The sequence below is a fragment of the Kribbia dieselivorans NBRC 106261 genome, from assembly GCF_001552435.1.
Lineage (GTDB): Bacteria > Actinomycetota > Actinomycetes > Actinomycetales > Dermatophilaceae > Kribbia > Kribbia dieselivorans.
The window spans coordinates 1-10,835 of sequence record NZ_BCRE01000126.1; the positions used below are offsets into that span (position 1 = coordinate 1).

Annotated in this window: 11 protein-coding genes; 8 read left to right on the forward strand and 3 right to left on the reverse strand. The window is 69.5% G+C overall.

Annotated elements, in window-relative coordinates:
• The first annotated feature begins 86 nt into the window (after window positions 1-86).
• The 7 genes from KD1_RS10940 to KD1_RS10965 all read left to right on the forward strand — a co-directional run bounded on the left by KD1_RS10940 (window position 87) and on the right by KD1_RS10965 (window position 7,117).
• On the forward strand, window positions 87-1,241 hold the full coding sequence (locus tag KD1_RS10940) for a cell division protein PerM (protein WP_068401850.1): 1,155 nt from the start codon (window positions 87-89) through the stop codon (window positions 1,239-1,241).
• Window positions 1,242-1,265: 24 nt separating this feature from the next.
• Window positions 1,266-1,892 carry a phosphoribosylglycinamide formyltransferase gene (purN, locus tag KD1_RS10945; protein WP_068401852.1) on the forward strand — a complete coding sequence of 209 codons (627 nt, stop codon included), beginning with the start codon at window positions 1,266-1,268 and terminating at the stop codon, window positions 1,890-1,892.
• A complete protein-coding gene (purH, locus tag KD1_RS10950; RefSeq protein ID WP_068401855.1) occupies window positions 1,889-3,508 on the forward strand; it encodes a bifunctional phosphoribosylaminoimidazolecarboxamide formyltransferase/IMP cyclohydrolase in 1,620 nt (539 codons plus the stop codon). The genes purN and purH overlap by 4 nt, the downstream gene beginning before the upstream one ends.
• 88 nt (window positions 3,509-3,596) lie before the next feature.
• Window positions 3,597-4,514, forward strand: a complete 918-nt coding sequence (locus tag KD1_RS10955; RefSeq protein WP_281177616.1) for a DMT family transporter — start codon at window positions 3,597-3,599, stop codon at window positions 4,512-4,514.
• Between the two features lie 219 nt (window positions 4,515-4,733).
• Complete coding sequence (locus tag KD1_RS10960) at window positions 4,734-5,561, forward strand: serine protein kinase RIO (protein WP_245627374.1); 828 nt, start codon at window positions 4,734-4,736, stop codon at window positions 5,559-5,561.
• 31 nt (window positions 5,562-5,592) lie between these two features.
• Window positions 5,593-6,717: an acyltransferase family protein gene (locus KD1_RS17380; RefSeq protein ID WP_083542387.1), complete on the forward strand. Its 1,125-nt coding sequence runs from the start codon at window positions 5,593-5,595 to the stop codon at window positions 6,715-6,717.
• Between the two features lie 19 nt (window positions 6,718-6,736).
• On the forward strand, window positions 6,737-7,117 hold the full coding sequence (locus tag KD1_RS10965) for a DinB family protein (protein WP_245627375.1): 381 nt from the start codon (window positions 6,737-6,739) through the stop codon (window positions 7,115-7,117).
• A gap of 7 nt (window positions 7,118-7,124) precedes the next feature.
• Here the strand turns inward: KD1_RS10965 and KD1_RS10970 are convergent, their stop codons facing one another.
• From KD1_RS10970 to KD1_RS10980, 3 genes are all read right to left on the reverse strand, one after another.
• On the reverse strand, window positions 7,125-7,910 hold the full coding sequence (locus KD1_RS10970; RefSeq protein ID WP_157073309.1) for a hypothetical protein: 786 nt from the start codon (window positions 7,908-7,910) through the stop codon (window positions 7,125-7,127).
• A gap of 149 nt (window positions 7,911-8,059) precedes the next feature.
• Entirely contained in the window at window positions 8,060-8,623 is a 564-nt protein-coding gene (locus KD1_RS10975; RefSeq protein ID WP_068401865.1) for a hypothetical protein, read from the reverse strand.
• Window positions 8,620-9,225 (reverse strand): ABC transporter ATP-binding protein, encoded by a 606-nt coding sequence (locus KD1_RS10980; protein ID WP_068401869.1) that lies wholly within the window; start codon window positions 9,223-9,225, stop codon window positions 8,620-8,622. Before KD1_RS10980 ends, KD1_RS10975 begins: the two co-directional genes overlap by 4 nt.
• A 666-nt stretch (window positions 9,226-9,891) precedes the next feature.
• Between KD1_RS10980 and KD1_RS10985 the strand changes: the two genes are divergently transcribed.
• Window positions 9,892-10,743 carry a bifunctional methylenetetrahydrofolate dehydrogenase/methenyltetrahydrofolate cyclohydrolase gene (locus KD1_RS10985; RefSeq protein WP_068401867.1) on the forward strand — a complete coding sequence of 284 codons (852 nt, stop codon included), beginning with the start codon at window positions 9,892-9,894 and terminating at the stop codon, window positions 10,741-10,743.
• Window positions 10,744-10,835 lie beyond the last annotated feature (92 nt).

Consider the following 10,835-nt stretch of genomic DNA (forward strand, 5'->3'; position numbering starts at 1 on the left):
GGGGAGGGCGGCCGCCGACACGCCGCCACGCCGACGCGACGGGCGTCCGGCGCCGGCGGCGGCCCGATCGGCGAAGATGGAGCGCGATGATCACGCTCGACCGCCTCCGCGACCTGCCCACGGTGACCCACTACCTGCGCACCGCGGGTTGGGGCGCCGCGACCGCGCTGGTCAGTGCGCTGCCGGTCGTGCTGCTCGTCGCGTTCGCCATCGGTCAGGCACCGCGCGGCACCGCCACCATCTGGCAGTCCATCGGCGCCGGCGCCTCGGCTTGGCTCGCCCTCGGCGGCGGGCGTCTGGCTATCGGCACGACCACCCTCGCGATCACCCCCCTGGCCGGGTTCATCGGACTCGTCGCGCTCGCCATCGCCGGCGCCAACCGCTCGCTCGACCACGACACGGCACTCGACCGCCGCCAGTGGGCCGCGTGGTTGGGTGGCTACGCCGTCGTCGGCATCATCGCCGCGGTCCTCGCCGCCCAGGGCGCCGCCGCGCTGACGTGGCTCAGCGCGATCACCCCCATCCTGCTCACCCCGGCGCTGGGCCTGGCCTGGTCGCTGGCCCGCCGCCACCTCCTCACCGACCGGATCGACGCGCTGCCCCGCTCCCTGCGCCGCGGCGTGAAACCCGGTCTGCTCGGCGCCGCGGTGGGCATCGGCATCGGCACGCTGGTCGCCGTCATCGTCGTGCTCACCTCGTTCTCGCAGGTCACCCGCATGCAGGGGGATCTCGGCGCCGGCATCCTCGGCGGCACGGTGCTGACACTCGCCCAACTGCTCCTCCTGCCCAACATCGGCCAGTGGGTCCTGAGCTTCATGGCCGGCCCCGGCTACCACCTCAGCGAGACCGTCCGCGTCACCTGGAGCGGCGTCGAACCCGGGGTCCTGCCGATGCTGCCCATCCTCGCCGCGCACCCGCAGCCGGGGGCGTTCCCCTGGCCCTCGCGGCTGTTCGTCCTCGTCCCGATCGCGCTCGGCATCTTCGTCGCGCACCGCGCCCTGCGCTCGATGCCCCGCCTGGCCGCCGGCGGCGCCAAGGTCACCACGGTCGCCTGGGCGGTCACCACCACGGTGATCGTGCTCGCCGTCCTCGACCTCGTCGGCGGGGGATCGGCCGGTTCCCTACGGTTGTCGACGATCGGCGCTCCGGTCGTGTGGACATCGCTCGCCCTCACCGCCGAGATGGGTCTCGGTGCGGCGCTCCTGCTGCTGTGGCACGCAATCCGACAACGGCGACGCTGACCGACAGGAGTAGGCTGCCGCCTTGTGACGACACCCCCCGCAGCCGCTGAGCCGACCCCCATCGTCGTCCTCGTTTCCGGCTCCGGCACCAACCTGCAGGCCCTCATCGACGCCGCCGCCGACCCCGACTACGGCGTGCAGATCCGAGCCGTCGGCGCCGACCGCGACGGCATCGAGGGTCTGGCCCGAGCCGAACGCGCCCACATCGACACGTTCGTCGTGAAAACGGCCGACCACCCCGACCGAGCCCAGTGGGACGCCGCCCTGGCCGCACGCATCTCCGCCTATGACCCGACCTTCGTCGTGTGCGCCGGCTTCATGAAGATCGTCGGCCCCGCCACCCTCGCCGGCCCGCCGATGATCAACACGCACCCCGCCCTGCTGCCCTCGTTCCCCGGCGCGCACGGGGTGCGTGACGCGCTCGCCCACGGCGTGCGGATCACCGGAGCCACGTGCCACTACGTCGACGACGGCGTCGACACCGGCGCCATCATCGACCAGCGCGCCGTTCGCATCGAGGACGACGACACCGAGGAATCCCTGCACGAACGCATCAAGGTCGAGGAGCGTCAGATGCTCGTCGACGTCGTGGGCCGCCTCGCCCGCACCGGTCTGCCCGAAGCCCCCAACCGAAAGGTCACCACGTCGTGAGCGACACCCCCTCCACCCGCCGCCCGGTCCGCCGCGCGCTCGTCTCGGTCTTCGACAAGGCCGGTCTGGACGACCTCGTCCGCGGTCTGCACGAGGCCGGCGTCGCGCTGGTCTCCACCGGCGGTTCGGCCGCCGCGATCGAGGCCCTGGGCCTGCCGGTGACCAAGGTGGAGGACCTGACCGGCTTCCCCGAGTGCCTCGACGGCCGCGTCAAGACGCTGCACCCGAAGGTGCACGCCGGCATCCTCGCCGACTCGCGCCTGCCCGAACACGTGCAGCAGCTCGCCGACCTCGGGGTCGAGCCGTTCGACATGGTCGTCGTCAACCTCTACCCGTTCCAGCAGACCGTCGCCTCGGGCGCGAGCATGCAGGACTGCATCGAGAAGATCGACATCGGTGGCCCGACGATGGTGCGCGCGGCGGCGAAGAACCACGCCACCGTCGCGATCGTCACCGACCCGACGTCGTACGCCGACGTGCTCGAGACGGTGAAGGCCGGCGGCTTCACGCACGAGCAGCGCGCGGCCCTGGCCCGTGACGCGTTCGTGCACACGGCGACCTACGACACGGCCGTGGCGACCTGGATGGGTCAGGTTGTCGCACCGGAGAACGGTGTGGCCGGGTCGTTCCCGGCGTGGCACGGAGCGACCTACACCCGCGCGAACACCCTGCGTTACGGCGAGAACCCGCACCAGACCGCGGCGCTGTACGTCGCCGACGACGGCCCGGCCGGGCTGGCGCAGGCCGAGCAGTTGCACGGCAAGGAGATGTCGTACAACAACTACATCGATGCCGACGCCGCGTGGCGCGCCGCGCACGACCACGGCGACCAGCCGACGGTGGCGATCATCAAGCACGCCAACCCGTGCGGCATCGCGGTCGGCGCCGACATCGACCAGGCCTACGTGCGCGCCCACGAGTGCGACCCGGTGAGCGCGTACGGCGGCATCGTCGCGTCGAACCGCCCGGTGACCGCGTCGATGGCGCAGGCGCTGAACACGACGTTCTCCGAGGTCGTCGTCGCGCCGGCGTTCGATGAGGATGCGCTACCGATCCTGCGGGAGAAGAAGAACCGCCGACTGCTCGTATGCGCGCCGCCGGCGCCTGGTGTGCTCGAGACGCGCCCGGTCAGCGGCGGCCTGCTCGTGCAGCAGCGCGACCTCATCGACGCTGTGGTCGAGCCGGTCGACGGCGAGGCGCCCACCGCGGGGCACGGCGACGACCCGAGCCGGTGGACCCTCGTTTCCGGAGACGCCGCCGACGACGCGACGTTGGCCGATCTGGCCTTCGCGTGGCGGGCGGTGCGCGCGACGAAGTCGAACGCGATCCTGCTGGCCAACGACGGAGCGTCGGTCGGTATCGGCATGGGTCAGGTCAACCGGGTCGACTCGTGTCACCTGGCCGTCAACCGCGCCGGAGCCGAGCGTGCGCAGGACGCAGTCGCGGCCAGTGACGCGTTCTTCCCGTTCGCCGACGGGCTGCAGGTCCTGCTCGACGCGGGCGTGCGCGCGGTCGTCGCGCCCGGCGGGTCGGTGCGCGACGCCGAGGTCATCGAGGCGGCGCAGGCAGCCGGCGTGACCATGTACTTCACCGGAGCGCGGCATTTCGCCCACTGAGTCGACCGCCAGCGGGCAGGCCGGTGCCGGTCTGCCCGCCGCAACCGTCACTGAGGCCGATGGACACGACTCGGCCAGGATCCCGGCGCTGACGGCGGCGCTTGTCGCGGGTCTGGCCACGTCGCTCCAGTCGCGGATGAACGGCGAGCTGGCAGTCATCACCGGAGTGCCGATCGAGGCTGGCCTGGTGAGCTTCCTCGGCGGGCTCGCGGTCCTCACGATGCTGCTCGTGCTCCCGGCCGTGCGCCGTGGCATGGGGCGGGTCGGTGAGGCGGTGCGCGACGGCTCTCTGAAGTGGTACCAGTGCATCGGCGGGTTCATCGGCGGCATCTTCGTGGTCAACCAGACGATTGCCGTACCGCTGCTGGGGATCGCCCTGTTCACCGTCGGCACGGTGGCCGGCCAGACCGCCAACGGCCTGCTCGTCGACCGGTTCGGCATCGGTCCGGGCGGCCCAAAACCCATTCAGGGGCTGCGCGTGGCCGCGGCACTGCTCGCCCTGTTCGGCGTCGTGGTGTCCGTCTCCGGGGCGCTGGAGGGGTCGGTCGGCGTGGTCGTGCCGATGATCACCACCGTGCTGGTCGGCGCGGGCATCGCGATTCAGCAGGGCACCAACGGTCGGGTGACCGTGGCCAGCCGCAACGTGTTCACGACCACGTGGATCAACTTCTTCTTCGGCTCCGTGCTCATGTGTGTCGTGGCGGCGTGGGAGTTCGGCACCGGTCGGGTGCACTACGTGTCCATGGCCGATGCGCCGTGGTGGACGTTCCTCGGCGGCGTGATGGGCATCGTCGTCGTCGCCACGGCCGCATGGGCGGTGCGCCACCTCGGCGTGCTCGTCTTCGGGCTGGCGCTCTTGCTGGGCCAGCTGGCCTCGGCGCTCGTGCTCGACCTCGTCAACCCGGCCGCACGGGACTCCGTCACCCCCACGGTCGTTGCCGGCGTGCTCATCACCTTGGTGGCCGCGGCGCTCGCCGGGCGCCCACCCAGGCCCAAGGCCCGCTGAACCACCCCCTCAAGACCTGCAAGGTCATGCAGAACGCGTGAGATGCCCCGCGTTCTGCATGACCTTGCGGCGTTTATTCGGTTGCCACGGGCGCCCCGCAGACCCCACCCTGATGCACAGCGCTGATCAGCGCCGATCACCCCAACTCCCAGAGGAGGCAAGCGATGACTGTCGCGACGACACTCCGTGCCCCATTCACCCTGCACTCTGGGAGTTCCCGTGTCCTTCAACCTCCTCTCCGACGACCCCTCCGACGTCCCGCCTGAGGGCGAACGCTGGTCCTCCTGGGACCACGCCACGCACGGGCCGACACCGCGCCCGGACTGGGTCAATCCCGACCTCGGCGCCGTCGACGAGGACCTCGGCATACTGCGCTCCGGCAAGGAGGCCGATGTTCACCTCGTGCGGCGATGGACCCCCGGCCGGCCCGACGAGCCCGTCACGATGGCGGCCAAGCGGTTCCGGAGCAGCGAACATCGCCTTTTCCATCGCGACGCCGGTTATCTCGAGGGCCGGCGCGTGCGGCGCTCCCGCGAGACGCGCGCCATGGCGCGTCGGACCGACTTCGGACGTGAACTCATCGGCGCGCAATGGGCGATGGCCGAGTTCGCGACGCTGAGCAGGCTCTGGGAGCAGGGCCTGGCGGTGCCGTATCCCGTGCAACTGCGCGGCACCGAGATCCTGCTGGAGTTCATCACCGGGCCCGATGGCGAGGCGGCACCTCGGCTCGCGCAGACCCGCCCGCCGCGGGAGATGCTGCCGGAGCTGTTCGAGCAGATCCGCGCGTTCATGCTCACGCTCGCCACCCTCGGGTGGGCTCATGGTGATCTCTCGCCGTACAACGTCTTGCTGGCCGGAGCGTCGAGCGCGGACCTGGTCGTCATCGATTGGCCGCAGGTCGTCGACGTCATCGGCAATCCCCACGGACCGGAGTTTCTCGAGCGAGATGCCCGCACCATGGGGGAGTGGTTCACCCGTCGCGGATTCGAGGTCGACCACGGTGAGTTGTTCGGCGACCTGATGGCGGCGGCAACCTCCCGGTGGTGACCGAATTTCGCGCTGCTAAGGTTTTCCATCAATGACTTCGAGCAGCGATTCCCCGCAGCGTCACCGGTGGATGGATCAGCTGCGGGGGATCGCTGCTCTGTTGGTTGTGCTCTACCATGCGAGTTTGGCCCAGGGAACGCCCGCCGCGATGGTCCACGTTTCAGACGCGTTGAGCCCGTTCCGGCAGCCGGCGCTGCTGGTCCTCTCCGGCCTCCTGTTGGAGAGGTCGCTCAGCAAGGGCTGGGTGACCTACGCGACCGGAAAGATTGCCAAGATTGCTTGGCCGTGGGCGGTCTGGACGATTCTGACCGCGGTTGTCCTGGGGATGCCGCAGATTCTGACAAACCCCCAGGTGTGGATCAATGGACACCACACCTGGTACTTGACGATTCTCTTGGTGGCCTACGCGATCGCTCCGTTCATTCGCAGAGTGCCCTATTGGCTGACGACGAGCGTGCTCGTGACCGGCGCCTGGGTTTGCCACGTGGTTGGACTCGATCTGGCGAGCTGGATGGCGTGGTTCCTGGGCTTTTTCTTCGCCGGAGCGAGTATGCGCAGAGGTCTCGACCAGATCCTCAGCCTCAGTGGGCGCTGGGTTCTCTTCCTGGCGATTCTGCCCACGGTGTACTCCGTGTGGGCCGCCGTGGGTGGCGAGCCTCCCCGCACACCTGCAGCGTTCGCGCTGGCGTTCCTGGGAACGGTGGTCAGCATGTGGCTCGCGACGAGGCTGCCTGATACCAGCCTCACCCGTGGGTTGGCGTGGATGGGCCGACAGTCGATCGTGATCTATCTGGTCCACTATCCCGTGGTCAGAGTGCTCGAGCCGGCGCTGGAGAGCGGTGGCCTGGGTCCGGCGCTCGCTCCAGTCCTGTTCGTGCTGACGCTGGCGGTCTCGATGGCGGTGGCCGCCGGTCGACGATACGTGTGGTGGCTTTCGAGCTCCCGGTGCCACGCAACCTTCGGCGGCCGGAGGTCCGGACCACCTGATGGCCTCGCGGCACGGGCACGAAGGCGCATCATGGGGTATGACCACAGACGCGCCCGCCCCGCCGCCACCAGACGATCGAGACTGGACCTTCGTCATCACGCAGGGGTGCGCCGAGTGCGGTTTCCGGCCCTTCGATCCGGCCCGGGCCGCAGCTCGGCTGACGGCTGACCTGCAGCGCTGGCGGCCGGTGCTGGAGCGCCCGGACGTCGCGCAGCGGCCCTCGCCCCAGGTGTGGTCGCCGCTGGAGTATGCCTGCCACGTGCGGGACATGGTCCGGCTGCTGGGCGTGCGGGTCGAGGCGATGCGCGACGCGGAGCACCCGACCTTCGCCGACTGGGACGGTGACGCGAAGGCCCTGGAACTCGGCTACTGGCAAGCCGACCCGGCGCAGACCTGGACCGAGATGCAGGAGTCGGCGGCATACGCGACCGCCGCACTGCGCTCCGTGCCCGCTGCGGACCTCGACCGCGACGGACAGCGCTCGGACGGCGTGGTGTTCACCGTCGCCTCACTGAGCCAGTACATCGGGCACGAGATGGAGCACCACCTGCACGACGTCGGCGCCTGAGGCGGGCCTACCGTCGCTTCTTCCATCGGGCCACGAGGACCACTGCCACCCAGATCGTCAGCAGGATCACTGGGATCGGACTCGCTGGGATCATCGCGCTGGCCAGTCCTGCCAGAAGGGCCAGCAGGAGATCGCTGAACGCCCAACCGACCTGCATGACGACACTCAGGTCACCGACCGGGGTACTGACAGGCGTGAGCAGGGTCGGCGGCAGTGGTCCCTTCAAGGCGTTGCCGAGTCGCAGGGCAATCGTGATGCCACCGATCGCGCAGGCACCAGCGAGGGCCGTCCCGAGGACCGCGCCGCTGATGAGGGCTGTGGTCGTGGCGGCCGCGGCCAGCGTGACCATCATGGCGATCACGGGGAACGGCGTATGTAGCAGCACGAGCTGCCGATCACTGATCCCGTAGAGCGGATAGTCACCGGCGACGTGGGCGGCGTGCTGCACCCCCTTGGTGAGCGGGCCGCTGCCGATGTAGAGCAGCAATCCCGCCGCTCCAGCCAAGAGCGCGGACGGTGTGGCGGGAAGCAGGGAGACCGTGAGCAGGATGCCCGCCGTCGCGGTTGCGGCGAGCGCGCCGAGTGACCGACCCGGTGTCCGAAGGTGCCCAACGACGTCGCGGACGAGGAATGTGACCGCCCGATGCCTCCCGGGTCGAATCGCCCGAAGGTCTCGTCCGATTCGAGGCTTCGCTTCGTAGACGGCCGCGGCCCCGCCGAGGTCGAGGGACTGGGAGAACGCCGTGGCCCGTTCCCACGCCGCTGCTTGCGAGGTGAGTTGCCGTCCGGTCATCCGATTGAGCATCGAGGGCGCCACTGCCGTGAATGACGCTGTGAAGGCAACCAGGAGAGCCAATGGACCTGTGAATGCTCCTGCTGACGGATAGATTGCGCCCACCCATCCCCAGGGCACGAATGCCAGGAGGCTCGGAGCAGAGAGCGTCAGGCCCGCAACAGCAACAATGGCCAAGGCCAGAGGGAACGCCAAGCGGGGAATCCCTGCCCGGTGAGCCACGTCAGTGCGGTCACGATGCCGGTGGCCAGGGCAGCGACCACGAATGCCGTCGCGTCGACGAGTTGAACGCCGCTCCGGGTGACAAGCGCCGCTCCGATGAGCAGCGCACCGCCGGTCAAGGCGGCCACGATGACCGTGGTCGAACGGATCAGTGGCCGTCGGAGCGTAACCGCGCGCGTGATGTCGCTGCTCGTCAACGCGTGAAGCGGAAATGGTGGTAGCAGTGCAGGACCTCGAATTCGCCCCAGCAGCAATCCGCCGGCCCAGAGCGCGGCCGCGCACCAGGCCACGGCGCACGATGCGCCGTCGGACGTCAGCATCGAGACGCCGCGCGGTCCCGCCGCGACGATCCACACGGCGCGCAGGCCGGGCGCGACGACGACCAACCCCAAGAGGACAGCGGCATACACCGTGTACGCCTCGTCACCGATCGTGCGCGTGTGCCGCCCGCGCCAGATGCCACGGGCGGCAGCCAGTCGCCGCGCGGTCATCTCGGGGACTCCAGCGTGACGGTGAGGTCGGCCGTGCGACGTGCGAGATGGTCGCTGTGAGTGGCCGCCACAATCGTGCACCCGGCACTGCGACGGTTGAGCATGGCTCGGGCGAGCAGGTCGATCCGACTGGGGTCCAAGCGCTGTTCTGGCTCATCGAGCAGGAGAACGTCGAAGGGGCGAACGAACACCAGGGCAAGACCGAACAACTGGCGCTCACCCGAGGAGAGCTCATGTGGATACCGTGACCTCAGCGAAGTCAGGGCAAAGTCGTCGAGCACACGGCCCGTCGCCGAGTTCACGGATCCGGGGTCGTCCTCCCAAGTCGAGGAGACGAGCGCAACATGATCGAACACCGTCAGGTCCGAGGCCATGGGCGGCAGGCCGATCATGGCGGCGACCGTCCTCCGGAACTGCGGATCGCGCTCATCGACCGGATTTCCCCCGATGAGGACGCCGCCCGTGGTCGGTCTGACACTTCCGGCCAGAGTGCGCAGGAGTGTGGTCTTGCCTGATCCGTTCTCTCCACGCAGCACCGTGATCTGTCCTGGTTCGGCCGTGAACGTGGTGGCGGCGAGCAGGTGTGTCTTGTACGCGGTCACGCTGACGGCATCGACCTCGATGAGTGGAGATCCGGCGGGGGAGCGGGGCGTTGCCGAAGCATGGGTGGTCGGACGATTCGTGGAGAACACAAGTCACCTCTGGTCAGGCGCGGGCAAGGGAATCGCGGCGATGCTGCCCGAGAACTGGCGCGACCCATTCCCTCACTCACACCGTGATGGGGATCCGGGGTCGCCCTGATCAGTTGTGGGCAGGGACCAGAGCGGAGGGGGCGCGTGACCGCACGGTTCCAGGCGCGTCTGCGGCCATCGGGCGAAGCAGTTGCCAACAGTCAGGCGTCACGGGGTGATTGATCGACGGCTGAGGGTGTGCGAAACCCTTCCGGGCGACACTGCGGGTGAAGTGCAGAACGAGCGGAATCGCTGCCGCGAGCGCCAGTGCCACCAAGGCGAAGGCGAATGGTGTCGGAATATCGGGGCTGAGCGGGAGAACTCCCAAGTGAAGGAATCCCACGGTGACCATGATCGAAGCCCAGCGCTTTTCCACGATGTTCACCTCCGGACGTTCTTGTGCCGTGGACAGCGTATCCGACGTCGGCGCCTGAGCACTTCGCTCAGGTTGCCTCACCTCGGGGCACGTTCCGAGGTACGCCCGGGTCACGCAACCTGAGCGAAGTGGCGAGCCGAGGCCCGTGACAGAATCGCCCCATGACCGCTCAGATCCTCGATGGCAAGGCCGCGCTGAAACAGATCAAGGACGAGCTGCGACAGCGCGTCGCCGCATTGGCGGAGCGCGGTATCACGCCCGGGCTGGGCACGGTGCTCGTCGGCGACGACCCGGGTTCGCGGTGGTACGTCGGTGCCAAGCACAAGGACTGCGCTGAGATCGGCGTGAACAGCATCCGCCGTGACCTACCGGCGACCTCCACCCTCGACGAGGTGCTCGCCGTGGTCGCTGAGCTCAACGCCGATCCGGCCTGTACCGGCTTCATCGTGCAGCAGCCGACCGGTCTCGACGAGAACGCGATCCTGTCGGCGGTCGACCCCGCCAAGGACGTCGACGGCCTCCACCCGACGAACCTCGGCTGGCTCGTGCTCGGCGAGCCGGCCCCCCTGCCGTGCACGCCCACGGGGTGCATCGACCTGCTGCGCCGCCACGGCGTCGAGATCAACGGCGCCAAGGTCGTCGTCGTCGGGCGCGGCATCACCGTGGGCCGCCCGATCGGTCTGATGCTCACCCGCAAGTCCGAGAACGCCACGGTCACGCTCTGCCACACCGGCACCCGTGACCTCGCGGCGGAGGTACGCCAGGCCGACATCGTCATCGCGGCCGCCGGCAAGCCGGGGCTCATCACCGCGGACATGGTCAAGCCCGGCGCCGCGGTGCTCGACGTGGGCGTAAGCCGCGTTGACGGCAAGACGGCCGGAGACGTCGATCCGGCCGTGCGTGAGGTCGCGGGCTGGATCAGCCCGAACCCAGGCGGCGTCGGGCCGATGACCCGCGCCATGCTCCTGACCAACGTCGTCGAGGCCGCCGAGCGCAACGCCGGCGTGGCCTGATCGACATGCCCGCTGCGGCGACCGAACCACAGAAGCAGCCCGAGCGGCCACCCCGGCCGATCGAGCCGCGCCCGCCGACGACGGACCGGCTC

Excerpts from the sequence above, each read along its gene's own strand:
- KD1_RS10970 (WP_157073309.1), bottom strand. The coding sequence starts at position 7,910 with ATGACCGGACGGCAACTCACCTCGCAAGCAGCGGCGTGGGAACGGGCC.
- KD1_RS10985 (WP_068401867.1), top strand. The coding sequence starts at position 9,892 with ATGACCGCTCAGATCCTCGATGGCAAGGCCGCGCTGAAACAGATCAAG.
- KD1_RS10975 (WP_068401865.1), bottom strand. The coding sequence starts at position 8,623 with ATGACCGCGCGGCGACTGGCTGCCGCCCGTGGCATCTGGCGCGGGCGG.
- KD1_RS10940 (WP_068401850.1), top strand. The coding sequence starts at position 87 with ATGATCACGCTCGACCGCCTCCGCGACCTGCCCACGGTGACCCACTAC.
- KD1_RS17380 (WP_083542387.1), top strand. The coding sequence starts at position 5,593 with ATGACTTCGAGCAGCGATTCCCCGCAGCGTCACCGGTGGATGGATCAG.